Source organism: Nocardiopsis changdeensis (assembly GCF_018316655.1).
In the GTDB taxonomy this organism is placed as follows: domain Bacteria; phylum Actinomycetota; class Actinomycetes; order Streptosporangiales; family Streptosporangiaceae; genus Nocardiopsis; species Nocardiopsis changdeensis.
Map to the genome: position 1 here is coordinate 5,258,951 of NZ_CP074133.1, position 19,526 is coordinate 5,278,476.

The window sequence follows — 19,526 nt, forward strand, 5'->3', positions numbered from 1 at the left end:
GCCATGGTTACGCGACAGTAGGTTTCCGCTTTTTCGGGTTTTGAGCGTGACGTCACACCCGCGGATCCCCCATGAGCGGCTTCGGGACCCGGTCAGCGCTCCTTGGTGACGAGCGTCAGCTCCGGGCGCTTGGCGGTGACGGTGTCACCGGAGGAGCGGCCGGTCAGGCGGCGGCCGATCCACGGGCCCAGCGACTCCCGGACCCAGGTCAGGTCCTCCCGGAGCGCCTCCGCCCGGCCCACCGGCTCCGCCTCGGGCCAGGGCTCGTCCCAGCGCTCGGCGACCGGGACGCCCAGCACCTCGGCCACCCGCAGCGCCAGGCGGCGGTGGCCCTCCGGGGACATGTGCAGCCGGTCGGCGTCCCAGGCGCGGGAGTCGGTCAGCACGCCCATGGACCACTGGTCGACCAGGAGGCAGCCGTGGCGGTCGGCGATCGCGCGCACGTTCATGTAGTAGCGGGCGAACAGGCCGATGGTGCCGCGCATGTAGCCGGTGGCGATGTTCACGCCGGTGAACAGCACCACCTGCGAGCCGTTGGCGCGCAGCCGGGCCACGGTGCCGTCCAGGATCCTGGCCATCCGCTCCGGGTCGCCCGCCGGGCGCAGCAGGTCGTTGCCGCCCGCGCACAGGGTGACCAGGTCGGGGGCCATCTCCAGGACCGGCGGCAGCTGGTCGGTGACGATCTGGCGCATCAGCTTGCCGCGCACGGCGAGGTTGGCGTACCGGACCTCCCCCAGGTGGTCGGCCAGGTGTTCGGCCGTCCGGTCCGCCCAGCCGCGGAAGCCCGAGCCGTCCGGGTAGGGGTCGCCGACCCCCTCGGTGAAGCTGTCACCGATCGAGACCAGCGACATCCCCGGGCGCAGCAAAGGCGCGTCCTGCCCCGCCATCCCTCATTCCCCCTCTTCTTCGGGTACGGCCACCGGGTTCGGTTCGGCGCCGCCGTAGCGGCGGTCCCGGCGCGCGTAGATCTCACAGGCCCGCCACAGGTCGCGGCGGTCGAAGTCGGGCCAGAGCGTGTCCAGGAAGACGAACTCGGCGTAGGCGGACTGCCACAGCAGGAAGTTGGACAGCCGCTGCTCGCCCGAGGAGCGGACGAACAGGTCCACCGGCGGGACCTCCGGCGAGTACAGGTGCCGGGAGAGGGTGTCCTCGGTGATCTTGTCCGGGGAGATCTCCCCGGCCGCGGCCTTGCGGGCCAGCGCGCGCACGGCGTCGACGATCTCGGCCTGGCCGCCGTAGTTGACGCAGAACTGGAGGGTGAGCGCGGTGTTGTCGCGGGTCAGCTCCTCGGCGTCGCGCAGCTCCTTGATGACGCTCTTCCAGAGCATGCCCGGGCGGCCGGCCCAGGTGACGCGCACCCCGCGGGCGTGCAGCTCGTCGCGGCGGCGGCGGATGACGTCGCGGTTGAAGCCCATGAGGAAGCGGACCTCCTCCGGGGAGCGCTTCCAGTTCTCCGTCGAGAAGGCGTACGCCGACAGGTTGGGGATGCCCAGCTCCAGGGCGCCCTCGATGACGTCGAAGAGGGACGCCTCACCGGCCTTGTGGCCCTCGGTGCGCGGCAGGCCCCGCTGCTTGGCCCAGCGGCCGTTGCCGTCCATGACCACGGCCACGTGCCGGGGCACCAGGTCGGCGGGCAGGCCGGGAGGACGCGCCCCGCTCTCGTGCGGGACGGGTGCGGTGTACCCCCGCCGGTTACCGGTGTCGAAGCTGAACAGACTCAAGAACGCTCCACATGGCGCAGTGATCGGATTCCGTTTTCCAGGTGCCACTGTAGGTACGCCGCGACCAGGCCGCTGCACTCGGTGCGGTGCCGTGGGTCGCTGGCGTCCGCCGCCGCCCAGTCGCCGCCCAGCAGGGACGACATGAGGCGGACGGTCTCGGCCGAGGGGTGCACGCTGCCGTGGGGGCGGCACACCGAGCACACCGTTCCGCCCGCGTGGATCGCGAAGGACCGGTGCTCGCCGCGGTCGCCGCAGCGGGCGCACTCGGACAGGGCCGGGGCGTACCCGGCCACGGCCAGGGAGCGCAGCAGGTAGGCGTCCAGGACCAGCCGGGCGTCGTGCGTGCCCTCGCCCAGGGTACGCAGTGCGCCCAAGAGCAGGAGGAACTGGCGCAGGGCCGGGTCCTTCTCGACGGCGACGACCTTCTCCGCGGTCTCCAGCATCGCGGTGGCGGCGGTGTACCGGGAGTAGTCGGCGACGATCGCCTCGCCGTAGGCGCGGACGGTCTCGGCCTGGGTGACGACGTCCAGGGTCCGTCCGGTGTGCAGTTGCAGGTCGACGTGGGTGCAGGGCTCCAGCCGGGCACCGAACCGCGACCGGGTGCGCCGCACGCCCTTGCCCACCGCCCGCACCAGGCCGTGGCGCCTGGTCAGCAGGGTGATGATGCGGTCGGCCTCGCCCAGCTTCTGGTTGCGCAGGACGACGCCCTCGTCACGGTAGAGGCTCACTCCCCCATTGTCGCGGATGCCGGTGACCGTCCTCGCGCCGGGCCGGAGCACATATGACGGACGCGCACCGCCTTGACCAGGTTGATCACGTTTTGGATTCCCTTTTCAAGATATTTGGTCTACTCTCACGCGCTAGACGTGACCCGCCGGGTCGGCCGCCCTTCCCCCGCGGCGCCCCCGGCGCCGCCACGCGGAGGCGCGGCCCCCTCGCGGCCGGACCACCGAGATCTCACGTGGCGATGGGCGAACCCAGAGCCGCCCCAGGGTACGAACCCGGCTTCGGGCGGCGAACCCGCCCGTATCCCGCACACACCGGAGGAGAGCGATTATGGCGCGCGGTCGTCGAGGAAAACGGCGGGCAGGCCCCCGGCGCTCCCAGCGCAGAAGGCCGGTACCCCTGGCCGTCACCCTGGCGGCGGTGCCGGTGGGGCTGACCCTGGCCGGAACGCTCCTGGTCACAGGGTTCGGCGAGGAGCTGAACCCGTTCCGGACCACCGCGGACGGCTCGGCCCTGCCCGAGGACGGTGCGACCTCGTCGGTCGGCACCGAGGCGCCGCCGGTCCCGGACGCGTCCGAGGACCCGGACTTCTTCGTGTCCCCGGACGCGCCCGCCCAGGAACGCACCCCGTCGGGGGACAGCGAGCCGCAGAGCGCCGACGTCACCGCCTCGTCCTCCCCCGAGGACACCGGGACCGAGGACGCGGACGCCGACGGGAACCGCGGTGGGAACGCCGGCGGGGCGGGCGGCTCCGGCGGAGGCGGCGGGTCCGGGGGCTCGGGCGGTTCCGGCGGGGGCGGCGGCGGTGGCGGCACGGGGACCTCCTCCGCGGTCACCGACGAGGTCGTGCGCCTGGTCAACGCCGAGCGGGCCGACGCCGGGTGCGACGCGCTGCGCGTGGACTCGCGGCTCACCGCCGCGGCCCAGGAGCACAGCGAGGACATGGACCGGCGCGACTACATGAGCCACCAGAGCCCCGAGGGCGAGGGCCCCGGCGACCGGGCCCGACGCCACGGGTACGACGCCTGGGGCGCCGAGAACGTCGCCAAGGGGCAGACCAGCGCCGCCCAGGTGATGGACGCCTGGATGAACAGCCGGGGCCACCGCGACAACATCCTGAACTGCGGCCTGGTCGCGATCGGCGTGGGCGAGTCCGGCAACGCCTGGACCCAGCTGTTCGGCTGGGAGTGAGTCCGGCCCACGGCTCCTGTACGGGGCGGTCCGCGTTTCTCCGCGCGGACCGCCCCGCCCTCTTTCGGGGCCCGGAGAGTGGGAGCGCTGAACCGTTAGCAGCGGAGCCCTCGAAGAGGGTTGAGAAGGAAGCGCTCCCGGTGCCGGGAGCACCGGGTGAGGAGAGTGGCCGGGCTGTGTCTTTCCGGAGAGGGATAAGAGAAGGAAGCCCGCCCGTGGGCCTTGCGGGCCGGAGCCTCACCCGGTGTGGGGGCGGAGGGTGCGAGGGCTGGGTGCGAAAATAAGAAGGAAGCCCACCCGTCGCCCACCACCGCCCTCAACGGACGCCTTCGGCGACGGACCTTTTCGCGGTGCCGCCCTGGCCGGGCCCGCCATGGGCCCGACCGGGAGAGCGGGGAGTGAACCGGCTGCGGTTTTCTTAAAGAGAGAAAAAAGGAGAAGGAAGCCGGTTCGGGGCCGCTCCGCCCACAACGTTAGCGAGCGGGGCGGCCCGGCGCCACCGGGTTTTCAGGACGCGGGACCGGGCTCGGGACCGGTGTCGGGGAGCAGCGAGGCCAGCGTCGGCAGGGTGATCGCCCGCACCCCGTCCGGCAGCCCCTCCGGGAGCTCCGTCCCCAGGTAGCCGACCCGCAGGCCCCCCGTCGCCAGCCCCTCCGCCTCCTCCTCGGTGAGCGGGCCCGCCTCGCGCACCCGGACACCGCGTTCGGCCATCATGCCGACGAGGTCGCCGACGGTCAGGTACCGGCGCGAGAGCACGCCGCGGGCCAGCAGGTTGCCCGGGACCCCGGTCTCCTCGACCCGGTTGAACTGCTCGTCCGCCGCCAGGAACAGGTGCATCCAGCGGGCCGACCAGGTGCCGTCCTCCCCCTTGGCGAAGGCCAGCGGCACCAGCACCCGCGACTCCCCCTCCAGGTCGGAGCGGACCCGGACGGTCCGCGGCTCGAACGGCATCCCCTCCTGCGCGGTGTCCAGAGACATGTAGCCGAAGAACGCCTCGGGCAGGAAGGTGAACCGGTCGCCGCTGTACACCAGCACCTGCGGCACCACGTACCGCACCCCCGGGTCCAGCGCGGCGAGCTCCAGGTCGATCATCTCGGTCGCGCCGCCGGGCGCCGGGGCCTCGACCAGGTCGCCGGAGTGCACGGCCCCGGTGTCCTTGAGGTTGGTCCAGGAGACCTGGCCGAGGGGGCCGAAGTCCTCGCCGAGCAGCATCACCGACAGGTCCAGGTCGGTCGTGGTGTCCGGGCCCTCGACCCAGTGCACGAAGAAGCGCAGGCGCTCCCCCTCCACCGCGGTCACGCTGCCCCGCGGCAGCACGCCCGTCCCCTTGCCGGCGCCGCGGCCCGAACGCGGTACCGCCACGTCCCGCACCGCCGGGTCGACGAGGAGCAGGTCCACGTCGGGCAGGCGGTCGGCGATCAGCGCGTCCAGGGCGGCGGTCACCGCGGCCGTGTCGGCCTCGGGCAGCGGCGGCCGGGTGTCGGGGACCGTCCACCCGCGGGCGGTCTCGTTGGCGAACAGCCGCACCGAGCCGGGCAGGCTCCGGTTGGCGAGCTGCTCGCGGGCCGAGGCCAGCACGCGGCCCGACACCCGGTGGCCGACCGCGTTCAGGCGCTCCACCAACAGGTCGGTGACCGCGGATCCACCCGCGACGATGATCCGGTCCAGGGAGCGGACGAGGGTTCCGGGCGCCCCCGCCAGGAGGTGGACGGCGGCCGCCACGTCCCCGGACCCGAACGCGGCCTCCACCCGGGCGGCGAGGGTGCGCACGCGCTTGTCGCCCCGGGCCACCGCGAACACGTCGCGGGCGTGGCCCAGCGCCGGGTACTCGTGCGGGTGCAGCCCCTCCCCCAGGCGCTTCCAGCCCTGCACCCGGCGGCCCACGTCGGCCAGCTTGCCGGGATCGGCGGCGACGATGCCGTCCAGCGCCGTCAGCAGCAGCCGGCGCTCGCGCCGGGTGAAGGAGCGCAGGCGCGCGGGCGCCACCAGGGTGGGGTCGCCGTCGGACAGGGCCTGGGCCAGGCGCAGCACGTCGGTGACGGTGTCGAGCACCGGGGGGCGGCCGGCCAGGACCCGGGCGGCGTTGACCACGGCCCGGTTCTCCCGGACGGGGATCGCGGAGGGCTCGTGGTCGGGGCACTGCGCGGCCAGGCGGCCCAGCAGGTCGCGGTCGGCGTCGGAGAGCGGCACCGTCGACCCGGCCAGGTCCGTGTAGAGCAGGCGGGCCTCCTCCTCGGGGGTGCCGCCGCGGTGCAGCAGGGTCCACCGGTCCTTCGCGCCGGCGACGAAGGCGTCGCGGACGGCCGCCAGTTCGGCGTAGGTGTGCCGCAGGCGTCCGTAGGAGGGCAGGGAGAGCAGGTCGAGGCCGTCGGGGCCCAGGACCACCGCGTCGCGGTGGGCCGGGTCGGTGACCGCGGCGACCAGGCACTCCAGCCAGAACTCCACGGTGTCGGGGACGTTCCGGGGGAAGTCCGCGAAGTACACGTTGTGCTCGGCGTCGGCGCCGACGAGGCCGCGGACGGCGGCGAGCAGGGGGTCGGCGGTGCGCAGCACCGCGTCGGGGGCCAGCCCCTCCAGGTGGGCGCGCAGGTCTGCGGTGAGCGCGAACCCGAGGGACAGCAGCGCGGCGTCCAGCCGCCGCACCGCGGCGGTGCCGTCTCCGGGCTCGGCCGCGGGAAGGGGGACCCGCAGGGTCCGCTGGATGATCTCGGTGTGCACCATGCCCGGAATGCTCCCATCGCGCGAACCCCCGTCGCCAGGGGTTTTCCCGCCCCCGATCGAGGTGTCCGGACGCGGTAATAGGGTGAGCGGCACCGCAGCGAACAGGTGGGAGGGCACGGGTGCGCGAGCTCAGTGAGCTGGTCGAGGTGGACCGGCCCGGATGGCCGGTGGTGGCCGCACACCTGGCGGACGCCAGGGTGCCGGTGCGGGTGCTGCCCGGCGACCCCGAGCGGGGCCGGACCTGCCTGCACCGGCTGCAGGTGACGGCGCGGTCGTTCCTGGGCGCGATGGCGCTGGAGAGCGGCGGCCTGCTCGTGGACGACGGCTGGCTGCGCGTGTACGGGGGCGGCGGCCCCGGGCTGCCCGGGCTCGGCGAGGTCAACGACCTGAGCGCCGCGGTGGTGCACGGCCCCCCGCCGCACCTGGTCGTGGGGCACGACGTGCTGGGCGGGGTGTTCGCGCTCAACGGCCCGGCCTGCGAGGACGACCGGTACCCGGGGCGGCCCGGGGAGATGGTGTACTTCGCCCCCGACTCCCTGCGGTGGGAGCCGCTGGAGGCCGCCTACTCGTCGTGGCTGCTGTGGATGCTCCAGGAGCACAACCTGGAGAACTTCTACGCCGACCTGCGCTGGCCGGGGTGGCGCGAGGCGGTCGCGGGGCTGGCCCCGAACCGGGGGCTGTCCTCGGTGCCGTTCCTGTGGACGGAGGAGGCCGCCGCGGACCCGGCGGCGGTGCGGCGGCGGCCGGTGCCGCTGGCCGAGCTGACGGGGCTCAACCGGGAGTTCGCCGCGCTCGTGGGCGAGCCCGACCCGGGGCCGTTCGGGACGCTGTGACGGGCGAGGGGCCCGCGGCCGGTGCCGCGGGCCCCTCGCGCGCGCGTGTCAGGCGCGGCCGATGGCGCTGCACAGGGCGCGCAGCGAGGCGGTGGTGATGCTGCTGTGGATGCCCACGCCCCACACCACGCGGCCGTCGATCTCGGCCTCCACGTAGGCGGCGGCGCGGGCGTCCCCGTCGGCCCCCATGGAGTGCTCGACGTAGTCCATGACCCGTACCTTGACGTCGACGTCGGCCAGGGCGTCGCAGAACGCGGAGATCGGGCCGTTGCCGGTGCCGACCAGCTCGCGGATCTCGCCGTTGACGCGGGCGTCGGCCTCGATCCGGTAGGTGCCCTCGGCGTCGGTGCTGGAGCGGTGCGCCAGGACGGCGACCGGGCCGTTCTCGCGCAGGTAGGTGTCGGAGAAGATCTCCCAGATGCGCTCGCCGGAGAACTCGCCGCCCTCGGCGTCGGTGAACTTCTGGATGACCTGGGAGAACTCGATCTGCAGGCGGCGCGGCAGGTCCAGCGAGTGGTCGCGCTGCATGATGTAGGAGACGCCGCCCTTGCCGGACTGGCTGTTGACCCGGATGACGGCCTCGTAGTTGCGGCCGACGTCCTTGGGGTCGATGGGCAGGTAGGGCACGTCCCAGCCGTATTCCCCGACGGGGACCCCGGCCGCCTCGGCGTCGGCCTCCAGCGCGGCGAAGCCCTTCTTGATGGCGTCCTGGTGGGAGCCGGAGAAGGCGGTGTAGACCAGGTCGCCGCCGTAGGGGTGGCGGGGGGCGACGGGCAGCTGGGTGCAGTGCTCGACGGTGCGGCGGATCTCGTCGATGTCGGAGAAGTCGATCCGGGGGTCGACGCCCTGGCTGAACAGGTTCAGGCCCAGGGTGACCAGGCAGACGTTGCCGGTGCGCTCGCCGTGGCCGAACAGGCAGCCCTCGACGCGGTCGGCGCCGGCCATGACGGCCAGTTCGGCGGAGGCCACCCCGGTGCCGCGGTCGTTGTGCGGGTGCACCGACACGACCACGTGCTCGCGCCGCGACAGGTTGCGGCTCATCCACTCGATCTGGTCGGCGTAGACGTTGGGGGTGGCGCGCTCGACGGTGGCCGGCAGGTTCAGGATGATCTCGCGGCCGGGGCCGGGACGCCAGACGTCCATGACCGCCTCGCAGACCTCCAGGGCGAAGTCGATCTCGGTGTCGATGAAGATCTCGGGCGAGTACTCGTAGCCGAAGTACTCGGTGTCGCCCAGGTACTGCTCGGCGAAGCGCATGACGTGGCGGGTGCCCTCGACGGCGATGGCCTTGCAGGCCTCGCGGTCCACCTTGAAGACGACGCGGCGGAAGGTCGGCGCGGTGGCGTTGTACAGGTGGACGGTGGACCGCTTGGCGCCGACCAGACTCTGCACGGTGCGCTCGATCAGGTCCTCGCGGGCCTGGGTCAGGACCGAGATCTGGACGTCGTCGGGGATCAGGTCGCCCTCGATCAGGGAGCGCACGAAGTCGAAGTCGGTCTGGGAGGCGGCCGGGAAGCCCACCTCGATCTCCTTGTAGCCCATCCTGACCAGCAGCTCGAACATCTCGCGCTTGCGGTCGGGGTCCATCGGCTCGATCAGGGCCTGGTTGCCGTCACGCAGGTCGGTGGACAGCCAGCGCGGCGCCTCGGTGATGGTCTTGGACGGCCAGGTGCGGTCGGGCAGGTCGACCGGGGTGAAGGGGGTGTAGCGCTGGAACGGCATGGGGGAGGTCTGCTGCTGGGGCACCATCTCGGTGGCTCCTCGGATTCGCGGCGTGGTCAATGGTCGACCGTGGACAAGCCGAAGCCCCGCGGCGAGGGAGCCGACCCGTACTAACGACCCCCGCCGCGGCCGCTAAGAAGGAGCAGCTCGCACAGCATGATGGGCTCACGCTAGCAGAGCGTCCGGAAATCCTGGTACTTCCTGTCCACACTTTGGGACGAGCATCACGTGACCTGCGCCTTTCCCGGCGGACGCGTGTCGGCGATCGATCCCCCTCTGTCCGGGTCATCTCGATTTCGAGACAACCGATACCTTGATCTCGAGATACAGGGCAGAGGTCTGTACCATTGGGGGGAACCCTTCAGTGCTAGGGGGGTCGTTCGAGTCCCGCCGGGGGACCCAGGGTGCGGCCAACACCCGAGGCCGCCGTCGTTGCGCGCCGTTCACACGTAAGCCGCGACCGACGGCCGGGCCGGCCCCCCGGCGGGATTTCTCCTTTCCGGCACCCCGGTGCCGCCCCGGACGGGGTCAGGCGCCGGCGAGGTGCGGGTAGTCGGTGTAGCCGGTGCGGTCGCCGCCGTAGAAGGTGGCGGCGTCGGGCGCGTTGAGGTCCGCCCCCGAGCGCAGGCGCTCGTCCAGGTCCGGGTTCGCGAGCCAGGCCGAGCCCAGGGCGACGGCGTCGGCCCCGTTCGCCAGGGCCGCGTCGACGCCGGTCAGGTCCAGCCCCGTCGCCGGGTTCACCACGAGGGTGCCCTCCCACAGACGGCGGACCAGCGGGGTCAGCTCGGCGCCGCCGATCTGCGTGGTGTGCAGGAAGGCCAGGTCGGAGCGGTGGCGCAGCCCCTCCAGGAGGGCCGTGTACTGCGCGGCCGGGTCGCCGTCCGACATGCCGTTGTAGTTGTTCTCCGGCGAGATGCGCAGGGCGGTGCGGTCCGCGCCGATGGTGTCGGCGATGGCGTCCACCACCTCGATCGCGAACCGGGAACGGCGCTCGGCGTCGCCGCCGTACTCGTCGGTGCGGTGGTTGGAGCCGTCCGCGAGGAACTGGTGGACCAGGTAGCCGTTGGCGCCGTGGACCTCGACGCCGTCGAACCCGGCCTCGACCGCGTTGCGGGCGGCGTTGGCGAAGTCGTCGACGACCTCCTGGATCTCCGCGACGGTCAGCTCCCGGGGCTCCGGGTGCGGGAGCATGCCCGAGCCGTCGAACAGCTCCTGGCCCGAGGCGATCGGGGACGGGGCCACCGGCAGCCCGCCGTCGGGGTACAGCACCGGGTGGCCGATCCGGCCGGTGTGCATGAGCTGCGCGAAGACGAGCGAGCCGCGCGCGTGGACGGCGTCGGTGACGGGCTTCCACGCCTCCACCTGGCCGGCGTCGTGCAGGCCCGGGGTGTTGATGTAGCCCTGGCCGCGCACGCTGGGCTGGATGCCCTCGGTGATGATGAGGCCCGAGGAGGCGCGCTGGCCGTAGTACTCGGCGACGAGCGCGTCGGGACGGCCTTCGGCGTAGCAGCGCGACCGGGTCATCGGGGCCATGAACAGGCGGTTGGCGGCCTCGTGGCGGCCGACCTTGATCGGCTGGAACAGGGAGTCGTCCACGGTTCTCCTCCGGGTCTCACGTGTCGGGGGCGCTCGCCCCCGGGGACGTTCCGAAGCTAGGCCGGGGCGCCGTCCGGCCGCTTGCCGCGCGCTGTCCGTCGGCTGTCGTGACCCCGGTCTCACCGTGAGGAGCGCCGCGGAACCGCGCGTATAGGCTCTCCGGTATGCGATTCGGGGTGCTGGGGCCGCTGGCCGTGTGGACCGACGGGGGTTCGTCCGTACGCGTTCCGGGGGCCAAGGTGCGCGCCCTGTTGGCGCTGCTGCTCGTCCACCGCGGCGAGTCGGTCTCGGCCGACCGGCTGGTCGACGAGCTCTGGGACGCCCCGCCGCCCGATCCTGCCGGCGCCGTGCAGACGGCGGTCTCCCGGCTGCGCGGTGCCCTGGAGCGCGGCGAGGCCGGGTTCCGGACCCGGCTGGAGTCGGGCCCCTCGGGCTACCGGCTGCGGGTGGACGCCGACGCCGTGGACGCGGGCCGGTTCGAGGCCCTGGTGTCCCGGGCCCGCGGCGGCGGCCCCCGGGAGCGGGTCCGGCTGCTGGACGAGGCGCTGGAGCAGTGGCGCGGCCCGGCACTGGCCGACCACGCGGACGCCGCCTTCGCCGCGGCGCCCCTGGCCCGCTGGGAGGAGATGCGCCTGGCGGCCCTGGAGGACCGCGCCCGGGCCAGGCTCGACCTGGGCGAGGGCCCCGAGCTCGTCGCCGAGCTCGGCGGACTGGTGCGCGCGCACCCGGCCCGGGAGCGGCTGCGGGCGGCGCACATGCTCGCCCTGTACCGGGCGGGCCGCCAGGGCGAGGCCCTGGAGAGCCACCGCGGGCTGCGGGAGCTGCTGGCCGAGGAACTCGGCGTGGACCCGGGCCCGGAGATCACCCGGCTGCACTCGGACATCCTCGCCCAGTCCCCCGTACTGGACCCGGCCCCCGCGGTCGCGGAGGTCCCGGCGGCCCCGGCTGCGGCTGCGGCTGCGGCTGCGGCCGTCCACCACCCGCACGCCATGGCGCCCCCGGCCGATCCGGCCCCCGCCGCCCCTGCCCGGGGCTCGGTGCCCGCCCCCCTGACCGACCTGGTGGGGCGGGACGACTGCGTCGCCGAGGTGCGGCGCACCCTCGCCCGGTCGCGCCTGACCACCCTGCTGGGGCCCGGCGGCGTCGGCAAGACCTCCATGGCCCTGGCCGCGGTCGCCGTCGGCGACGGCCGCTTCGGCCCGGTGTGGTTCGTGGAGCTGTCCGGGCGCGAGGACGGGGAGGGGGTCGCCGAGGAGGTCGCGGCCGTGCTGGGCCTCCAGGACGAGGGGTCGCGGTCGGCCCGGGCGCGGCCGGTGGCCGCGCGCATCGCCGAGTCCCTGGGCGGCGGACCGGCCCTGCTCGTGCTGGACAACTGCGAGCACCTGATCGCGCCGGCGGCGGACCTGGCCGCCCGCCTGCTCGGAACCGTGCCGGGTCTGCGGGTCCTGGCCACCAGCCGGGAGCCGCTGGGCATCCCCGGCGAGCACCTGCACCAGGTGAGGCCGCTGGGGCTGCCGGACGGCACCTCACCGGAGGAGGTGGCCGCCTCCGACGCCGTGGCGCTGTTCGTCCGGCGGGCGGCCGCGTCGGTGCCCGGCTTCACCGTGGACGCGGCGAACGCCGAGGCGGTGGCCGGGATCTGCCGCCACCTCGACGGACTGCCGCTGGCCCTCGAACTGGCCGCGGCCCGGGTGCGCTCCCTGGGGGTGCACCGGCTCGCGGAACGGCTGGACGACCGCTTCCGGGTCCTGGGGGCGGGCGGGCACGACCGCAGGCGCACCCTGTGGGAGACCGTGGACTGGAGCTGGCGGCTGCTGACCGGCCCCGAACAGGCGGTGCTGCGCCGCCTGTCCGTGCCGACCTGCGTGTTCACGCTGGAGACCGCGGAGGCGATCGCCGCCGACCCGCAGGGGCCGCCCGGAGTGGAGCCGGCCGACGTCGCGGGGATCCTGGCGGGCCTGGTGGACCGGTCGCTGGTGGCGGTCGGCCAGGAGGGCACCCGGTACCGGCTGCTGGAGACGATCCGCGCCTACGCCGCGCGGCGGCTGGCCGCCGCCGGCGAGGAGGACGCCGTCTGGCACCGGTACGCACGGCACATCGCCGACCGCTCCGGACGGGGCGAGGCGGCGGACTTCACCCTGGACCCGCACCAGGCGGACGCGGACCGGCAGGCGACCGACGTGCGCGCGGTCATCGAGTGGTCGGCCGACCACGGGCACGCCGACCTCGCGCTGCGTGTGGCCGCCTACCACGGCTGGTTCTGGTACCTGCGCGGACGGTACCGGGAGGGGTGCCGCCTGCTGTCCCGGGCGCTGGCCGCCCAGGGCACGGGCTCCCCCGCGGACCGGGCCGAGGCCCTGCTCTGGCACACCGTCCTGGGGGTGGCCGAGTGCACCGACCACGCGGAGCACGCGCCGGCGCGTGAGGCCGAGCGGATCGCCCGGGGCCTGTCCGACCCCCGGACCCGCGCCCGCGCGCAGACCCTGCTGGTGTTCGTGACGGCCTTCTCCGACGCCGTCGGCCCCGGCGACGACTGGCCCGACGACCGGCTGTCGGAGGCGCTGGAGGTGTTCGAGGCGGCCGCCGACCCGTGGTGGACCGCGTTCGCGCTGCACCTGCGCGGGTGGCGGGCGCTGCGCCGCAGCGAACTGGGTCCCGCCCGCCGCGACGCCGACCGGAGCCTGGCCCTGTTCTCCCGCGCCGGGGAGCCGTGGGGCGAGGCCCGGGCGCACAGCCTGCTGGGCGTGGTCGCGGGCATCGAGGGCTCCTACGCCGAGGCCGCCCGCCGGCACCGCAGCGCCCTGGGGATCGCCGAGGGCCTGGGGCTGTGGCCGACGGTGGTCGACGAACTGGGCCGCCTGGCCCGGGTCCACCTGCTCAACGGCGACCTGGAGGCCGCCGACGCGCACAACCTGAGGGCCCTGCGGATCGCCGGCGAGCAGGCGTTCCGGGCGGGGCGGAGGTTCACCGTCGCCGGGCTGGGGATGACCGCCCGGCGCCGCGGCGACCTCGACACCGCGCGGGAGCACCTGGAGGAGGTGCTGGCGGTGCACCGGCAGGACGGGTACCGGCCGGGGCTGGCGTTCGCGCTGGCCGAACTGGGCTTCACCGCCGAGCAGCGCGGGGACGCCGGAGCCGCCCGCGACCTGCACCGCCAGGGCCTGGAGCAGGCCCGGCTCACCGGGGACCCGCGCGCGGTGGCCCTGGCCCTGGAGGGGCTGGCGGGGGTCGCCGCCCTGGAGGGCGACGGCGTCGCCGCGGCCCGGCTGGTCGGCGCCGCCGAGCGGCTGCGCGAGGCCGCCGGGGCGCCGATGCCCGCCGCCGAGCGGTTCGACGTGGACCGCGTCCTGGCCGCCGCCCGCGCCCTGGCGGGTCCCGAGGCCGTCGGGGCCGCCCGGGCCGCGGGCCGCGCCCTCCCCCCGGAGGCCGCGGCCGCCGAGGCCCTCTCCCCCGCCCCCCAGCCGCGGTAGACGGGTGGCCGGATGCGGCCAGGCGGGGACGGGGTACCCGCGGCGGGCGGGGCGGACCGGGCGGGCGTGACGTGGGGTTTCGCCGCTTTCAGCGGCAAACATTCCTATATGACTCAGAGATCATGAATGTTGACAGAACGTGGTGATCTCTTCTGCAATGTCGCCACCGTGTCCGATCGCCTCACCCCCGCTCACGGAGGCATCCCGTGGAGACCACCCGTTTCCCGTCCCCCCGGCGCGCCCGCATCCCCTCGGGCGTGCGCCGCACCCTCGTCCCCCTGACCGTCGCCGCGCTGATGCTCGGCACCCTGGCCGCCGGGAGCGCGACCGCCGAACCCGAGTACGACCTGTACATCGTGGACGGCGCGAGCACCCCGCGGGACCGCACCGCCATCGCCTCGACCGGCGCCGCCATCGACCAGGTGGCCGCCGAGGAGGTCCTGGTCACCGCCACCCCCGACGACGCCGCGGAGATCGCCGCGCTCGGCTTCGGCGTGGAGGTGCTGGAGGTCTCCGGGACGTTCGCCGCCCCCGACCCCGGTTACACCGACTACGCCGAACTCCTCGACCTCGTCGACAAGGTGGTCGCCGACCACCCCGACCTCGCCGCCCCGAGCGTCATCGGCACCTCGCACGAGGGCCGCGACATCGTCGCGGTCAAGATCAGCGACAACGCGGCGGCCGACGAGGACGAGCCCGAGGTGCTGTTCACCCACGCCCAGCACGCCCGCGAGCACCTGACCGTCGAGATGGCCGTCTACCTGATGGACCTGCTCACCGACGGGTACGGCACCGACGAGCGCATCACCGGGCTGGTCGACGGCCGCGAGATCTGGATCGTCCCCAACGTCAACCCCGACGGCTCCGAGTACGACATGGCCGGCAGCGCCTGGCGGGACTGGCGCAAGAACCGCCAGCCCAACGCCGGGACCTCGGCGGTCGGCACCGACCTCAACCGCAACTGGGACTACGAGTGGGGCTGCTGCGGCGGCTCCTCCGGCAACCCGAGCAGCATCACCTACCGCGGCCCGGCCCCCGAGTCCGCCCCCGAGGTGCGGGTCATCGCCGACTTCGTGCGGAGCCGGGTGGTGGGCGGCGAGCAGCAGATCACCGCCGCCATCGACTTCCACACCTACAGCGAGCTCATCCTGTGGCCGTTCGGCCACACCTACTCCGACGTCACCGACGGGATGACCCGCGAGGAGTACGACACGCACGCGGCCCTGGGCGCCCACATGGCCGACGCCAACGGGTACACGCCCCAGCAGTCCAGCGACCTGTACGTCACCGACGGCTCGATCAACGACTGGCTCTGGGGCGACCAGCGCATCGTCAACTTCACGTACGAGATGTACCCCCGGTCGGCCTGGGAGGGCGGCTTCTACCCGCCGTCCTCGGTGATCGACCGGGAGACCGAGCGCAACCGGGAGGCCGTGCTGCGGCTGCTCGACTACGCCGACTGCCCGTACCGCATCATCGGCGAGGAGGAGGCCTACTGCGGCTGACCCCCGCGCGGACGGCCCCTCCCCCCGAGCCAGTAGGGGGAGGGGCCGCTGTGCACCGCGGACACAGGTGCAGGAGGAACCCGTCCGCGGCGGCCTGTGAGAGCGATGGCGCCCACGGCCCGGAGCGAACGTCTTCGAGGACGAGGGCGGCCGGCCGCCAGGCCGTCCGTTGAGGGTGGTGGCGGGCGACGGGTGGGCGGGGATGTGAGCGCAGGGCCGAGGGTTCCCGTTCTCCGGGCGCCATCGCACGGGACGAAGCGGAGCAAAGGCCCGAAGCGAGCGGCGTCGACTACGCGCCGGGGACCGGCTCGAACTCCTTGACCGCGTCGATCGCCGGACCGTGCGGGGTGTTGGCCTCGCGCTCGATCATGATCTCGACGAGCACCGGGCGGGAGGTCGACCTGGCCTCCTTGCGGGCCCACTCCAGGGCGTCGCGGATCTCCCCCGGCTCCCAGACGCGGCGGCCCGCGCAGCCGTACGCCTCCATGATCTTGACGTTGTCGGTGCCGTACTCGTCGTAGTGGATGTCCACCTGGTAGTTCATCTCGTAGGGGATGGACGCCTGGCGGATCAGGCCCAGGTACTCGTTGTTGAGCATGATGATGACGTAGGGGACGTTGTACTGGGCGGCGACGGCCAGTTCCTCGACCATGTACTGGAACCCGTAGTCGCCGACGATGCCGACGACCTCGGCGTCCGGGTCGGTCTCCTTCAGCGCCTTCTTGACGCCGATGGCCGCGGGGATCTCCCAGCCCAGGGGGCCCGCCTGGCCGCAGATCTGGTAGCGGCGCGGCTTGTACGCCTTCTGGTGCTGGCCGCCCCAGATCTGGTACAGGCCGATCGCGGTGACGAAGTAGGTGTCCTCGTCGAAGACCTCGTTGATCTCCTTGTAGACGCGCGGCGCCTTGACCGGCACGCTGTCGAAGTCCTCGCGCCGGGTCAGGGTGGCCTTGAGCTCGCCGACCCGGTCGATCCAGGCCCCGACCCCGGCCCGGGCCTCCCGCCGCTTCGCCGCGGCCAGCAGCTCGCGCAGGAAGAGGCGGGCGTCGGAGACCACGCCCAGGTCTGGCTCGAAGACCCGGCCGATCTGGGTGGCCTCGATGTCGACGTGGATGAACTTTCGCTCGCCCCGGTAGACGTCGATCTGGCCGGTGTGCCGGTCGGCGAAGCGCGCGCCCACCGCCAGGACCAGGTCGGACTCCAGGAACGAGGCGTTGCCGTACCGCTGGGAGGTCTGCACGCCGGTCATGCCCGCGTACAGCGGCGAGTCCTCGTCGAAGGAGCCCTTGCCCATGAGGGTGACCTGGACCGGGACGCGCAGGTACTCGGCGAGTTCGCGCAGCTCCCCGGAGGCCTCGGCCAGGATGACGCCGCCGCCCGCCAGGATGAGCGGGCGCTCCGCCTCCAGCAGCAGGTCCAGGGCGCGCTCGACCCGGGGCAGGTGGGGCTCGACGGTGTTGACCTTGAGCGGGGCGTCCAGCTCGGGGTCGTAGTCGATGAGCTGCTGGGCGATGTCGACGGGGATGTCGACGAGGACCGGCCCCGGGCGGCCCTCGCGGGCGATCCGGAACGCCTCGCGGAAGATCCACGGGGCGGTCGCCGCCTCCTTGATCTGCACCGCCCACTTGGTGACGGGCTTGGCGATCTCGACGATGTCGACCGCCTGGAAGCCCTCCTTGTCCAGCAGGTCGGTGCGCTGCTGGCCGGTGATGCAGACGATCGGGATGGAGTCGGCGATCGCGGTGTACAGGCCGGTGATCATGTTGGTCCCGGCGGGGCCGGAGGTGCCGATCGCCACGCCGACCTTGCCGGTGGTGCGCGACCAGCCGTCGGCCATGTGGGTGGCGCCCTCCTCGTGGCGGACGGTCAGGTGCTCGATCCCGCCGACGTCCTCCAGCGCCTTGTAGAGGGGCAGGATGGCGGCGCCGGGGCAACCGAAGGCGGTGTCGACGCCCTCGTCCTTCAAAACCTCGACGACCGCGTTCATCACGGGCATCCGTGTCATGGCTGTTCCTTCAGTGCTAGGGGGGAGTTCCGGGGACGGGCCGGCTCCGGACGGTCACGCGGTGCGGCCAACACACGCGGCCGCCGGGCGGCCCGGGGCGGCGGAGTGCTCTGCTCCGCCGCGCGGTCGCCTACTGCTCGCGGCCCGAGAGCTGTTCGACGATCTTCAGCAGCGCGGAGTGGTCGAGGCCGCCGTGGCCCTGCTGCTTGAGGGCCGCCACGTACTGGGCGACCTGGGAGCCCAGCGGGATCACCACTCCGGCGGCGTGCGCGGAGTCGGTGACGATGCGCATGTCCTTGTCGTGCAGGGCGATCCGGAAGCCGGGGGCGAAGTCGCGCTCGCGCATGGCCCTGCCCTTGCGCTGGAGCACGGTGCTGCCCGCGAGCCCGCCGCCCAGGACCTCCAGGCCGGCCTCGGTGTCGACGCCGTGGGCCTCCAGGAAGACCAGGGCCTCGGCCAGCAGCTGGATGTTGCCCGCGACGATGAGCTGGTTGGCGGCCTTGACGGTCTGTCCGGCGCCGTTGGGGCCGACCAGGACCGGGGTGGTGCCCAGGACGTCGAAGAGCGGGCGGGCCGCCTCGAAGTCCTCCTGGGAGCCGCCGACCATGATGGACAGCTTGGCCTCGATCGCCCCGGCCTCGCCGCCGCTGACCGGCGCGTCCAGGACCCGGAACCCGCGCTCGGCGCCGGCCTCGGCCACGGAGCGCGACACGTCGGGGCGGATGGTGCTCATGTCGATGATGAGCGTGCCGGGCTTGGCGTTCTCGAACACGCCGCCCTCCCCGAGCAGCAGCGCCTCGACGTCCGGGGAGTCGGGGACCATCGTGATGACGGCGTCGGCGTCGGCGACCGCCCCGGCGACGCCGCCGCCGCGCAGCCCGCCCTCGGCGACGAGGGCGTCCACGCGCTCGGGGGTGAGGTTGTGGCCGGTGACGGTGTACCCGGCGCGGACGAGGTTGACGGCCATGGGCAGGCCCATGATGCCGAGTCCGATGAAGGCGACCTTGCGGATGGACACGGTGTGCCCCTTCCTGTTCGTGGCTGTGGGTGCGGGCGCGCGGTTCAGCGCAGGCGGCCGAAGCTCTGCGCGGTGGGGACGGTGGGCTTGTACTCCAGGCCCACCAGGCCCTGGTATCCGCCCTTCTGGGCGGCGGTGAGGAGGTCGTCGATGGGCAGCTCGCCGGTGCCGGGCTCGCCGCGGCCGGGGACGTCGGCGATCTGGACGTGCCCGAACTCGGCGGCGTGGTCGCGGACGACGGCGGCGACGTCGTCGCCGTTGGCGGCCAGGTGGTACAGGTCGGCCAGCAGGGCGACGTTGCCGGCCCCGGCGGCCCGGGCCTCCGCGACGAAGTCGAGGCCGTCGCGGGCGGTCTTGAGCGGGTAGTCCTCGGCGCCGCTGAGGGGCTCGATGAGGACGGTGCCGCCGACCCGGGCGACCGCCTCGGCGGCGGCGACGGTGTTCTCCAGTGCCAGGCGGTCCTGCTCGGCGGGGTCCACCCCGGCCTGGCGCAGGCCGTACAGGGCGTTGAACCCGGTGGTGCCGGTGCGCTCGGCGATCGCGGTGACGACGTCGAGGTTGGCGCGGAACTCGGCGGAGCGCGCGGGCTGGGAGAGCACGCCCCGGTCGGGCCCGGGCAGGGCGCCGGCGAAGAAGTTGAGGCCGGTCAGCCGTACGCCCGCGGCCTCGATGGCGGCGATGAACGCGTCGACGTCCTCCCGGGGCGGGGTGGCGCTCTCGAAGGGCCACCAGAACTCGACGGCGTCGAACCCGGCCTCGCGGACGGCCCGGGGGCGCTCGTTGAGGGGCAGCTCGGTGAAGAGCATGGAGCAGTTCACCGTGTACCCGAGGGTGTGGCTCATGCACGGCCTCCGTGGTTACTTCCGCAATGTGGAACTTGATTTTCGCTTTAAGGAATGATTTGAGTGTGCGTCGGGTCGCCCCGGTTGTCAACACCCCCGCGGCCGACCGGCCGCCGCCGACCGCGCCGACCGCCCCCGACACCCTCCGGACCGCGACCGCCTCCGCACGTTCGGCG

Annotated in this window: 13 protein-coding genes; 4 read left to right on the forward strand and 9 right to left on the reverse strand. The window is 73.7% G+C overall.

Annotated elements, in window-relative coordinates; translation table 11 throughout:
• Nucleotides 1-92: 92 nt before the first annotated feature.
• Genes KGD84_RS23900 through recO form a run of 3 tightly spaced genes read right to left on the reverse strand, consistent with a single transcriptional unit; the run spans nt 93 to nt 2,449 of the window.
• On the reverse strand, nt 93-887 hold the full coding sequence (locus KGD84_RS23900; RefSeq protein WP_220562619.1) for an SGNH/GDSL hydrolase family protein: 795 nt from the start codon (nt 885-887) through the stop codon (nt 93-95).
• Between the two features lie 3 nt (nt 888-890).
• Nucleotides 891-1,721: an isoprenyl transferase gene (locus tag KGD84_RS23905; protein ID WP_220562620.1), complete on the reverse strand. Its 831-nt coding sequence runs from the start codon at nt 1,719-1,721 to the stop codon at nt 891-893.
• Nucleotides 1,718-2,449 carry a DNA repair protein RecO gene (recO, locus tag KGD84_RS23910; RefSeq protein ID WP_220562621.1) on the reverse strand — a complete coding sequence of 244 codons (732 nt, stop codon included), beginning with the start codon at nt 2,447-2,449 and terminating at the stop codon, nt 1,718-1,720. Before recO ends, KGD84_RS23905 begins: the two co-directional genes overlap by 4 nt.
• A gap of 328 nt (nt 2,450-2,777) precedes the next feature.
• On the opposite strand from recO, the gene KGD84_RS23915 reads away from it, so the two are divergent.
• The gene (locus KGD84_RS23915) at nt 2,778-3,638 is read left to right on the forward strand and encodes a CAP domain-containing protein (protein WP_220562622.1); all 861 of its coding nucleotides are present in this window, start codon (nt 2,778-2,780) and stop codon (nt 3,636-3,638) included.
• 507 nt (nt 3,639-4,145) lie between these two features.
• Here the strand turns inward: KGD84_RS23915 and KGD84_RS23920 are convergent.
• Complete coding sequence (locus KGD84_RS23920) at nt 4,146-6,359, reverse strand: TerD family protein (RefSeq protein WP_255646771.1); 2,214 nt, start codon at nt 6,357-6,359, stop codon at nt 4,146-4,148.
• A 119-nt stretch (nt 6,360-6,478) separates the two neighbouring features.
• On the opposite strand from KGD84_RS23920, the gene KGD84_RS23925 reads away from it, so the two are divergent.
• Nucleotides 6,479-7,192, forward strand: coding sequence for a DUF2625 family protein (locus KGD84_RS23925; protein ID WP_220562623.1), 714 nt, complete (start codon nt 6,479-6,481; stop codon nt 7,190-7,192).
• 48 nt (nt 7,193-7,240) lie between these two features.
• Here the strand turns inward: KGD84_RS23925 and leuA are convergent, their stop codons facing one another.
• Both leuA and KGD84_RS23935 read right to left on the reverse strand, forming a co-directional pair.
• Entirely contained in the window at nt 7,241-8,941 is a 1,701-nt protein-coding gene (gene leuA, locus KGD84_RS23930; protein WP_220562624.1) for a 2-isopropylmalate synthase, read from the reverse strand.
• A gap of 501 nt (nt 8,942-9,442) precedes the next feature.
• A complete protein-coding gene (locus tag KGD84_RS23935) occupies nt 9,443-10,510 on the reverse strand; it encodes an alkene reductase (RefSeq protein ID WP_220562625.1) in 1,068 nt (355 codons plus the stop codon).
• A gap of 164 nt (nt 10,511-10,674) precedes the next feature.
• Between KGD84_RS23935 and KGD84_RS23940 the strand changes: the two genes are divergently transcribed.
• On the forward strand, nt 10,675-13,980 hold the full coding sequence (locus tag KGD84_RS23940) for an AfsR/SARP family transcriptional regulator (protein ID WP_220562626.1): 3,306 nt from the start codon (nt 10,675-10,677) through the stop codon (nt 13,978-13,980).
• Nucleotides 13,981-14,276: 296 nt separating this feature from the next.
• Nucleotides 14,277-15,485, forward strand: a complete 1,209-nt coding sequence (locus KGD84_RS23945) for a M14 family metallopeptidase (protein WP_220565281.1) — start codon at nt 14,277-14,279, stop codon at nt 15,483-15,485.
• Nucleotides 15,486-15,774: 289 nt separating this feature from the next.
• Here the strand turns inward: KGD84_RS23945 and gcl are convergent, their stop codons facing one another.
• The 3 genes from gcl to KGD84_RS23960 all read right to left on the reverse strand — a co-directional run bounded on the left by gcl (nt 15,775) and on the right by KGD84_RS23960 (nt 19,350).
• On the reverse strand, nt 15,775-17,490 hold the full coding sequence (gene gcl, locus KGD84_RS23950; RefSeq protein ID WP_220562627.1) for a glyoxylate carboligase: 1,716 nt from the start codon (nt 17,488-17,490) through the stop codon (nt 15,775-15,777).
• A gap of 130 nt (nt 17,491-17,620) precedes the next feature.
• Nucleotides 17,621-18,508, reverse strand: a complete 888-nt coding sequence (locus KGD84_RS23955) for a 2-hydroxy-3-oxopropionate reductase (protein ID WP_220562628.1) — start codon at nt 18,506-18,508, stop codon at nt 17,621-17,623.
• Between the two features lie 44 nt (nt 18,509-18,552).
• Nucleotides 18,553-19,350, reverse strand: coding sequence for a hydroxypyruvate isomerase family protein (locus tag KGD84_RS23960; RefSeq protein WP_220562629.1), 798 nt, complete (start codon nt 19,348-19,350; stop codon nt 18,553-18,555).
• Nucleotides 19,351-19,526 lie beyond the last annotated feature (176 nt).

What these genes read in the sequence shown, in the direction of transcription:
- KGD84_RS23900 (WP_220562619.1), bottom strand. Translation starts at nt 887, where the DNA reads ATGGCGGGGCAGGACGCGCCTTTGCTGCGCCCGGGGATGTCGCTGGTC.
- KGD84_RS23915 (WP_220562622.1), top strand. Translation starts at nt 2,778, where the DNA reads ATGGCGCGCGGTCGTCGAGGAAAACGGCGGGCAGGCCCCCGGCGCTCC.
- KGD84_RS23920 (WP_255646771.1), bottom strand. Translation starts at nt 6,359, where the DNA reads ATGGTGCACACCGAGATCATCCAGCGGACCCTGCGGGTCCCCCTTCCC.
- leuA (WP_220562624.1), bottom strand. Translation starts at nt 8,941, where the DNA reads ATGGTGCCCCAGCAGCAGACCTCCCCCATGCCGTTCCAGCGCTACACC.
- KGD84_RS23940 (WP_220562626.1), top strand. Translation starts at nt 10,675, where the DNA reads ATGCGATTCGGGGTGCTGGGGCCGCTGGCCGTGTGGACCGACGGGGGT.
- KGD84_RS23945 (WP_220565281.1), top strand. Translation starts at nt 14,277, where the DNA reads ATGCTCGGCACCCTGGCCGCCGGGAGCGCGACCGCCGAACCCGAGTAC.
- gcl (WP_220562627.1), bottom strand. Translation starts at nt 17,490, where the DNA reads ATGACACGGATGCCCGTGATGAACGCGGTCGTCGAGGTTTTGAAGGAC.
- KGD84_RS23960 (WP_220562629.1), bottom strand. Translation starts at nt 19,350, where the DNA reads ATGAGCCACACCCTCGGGTACACGGTGAACTGCTCCATGCTCTTCACC.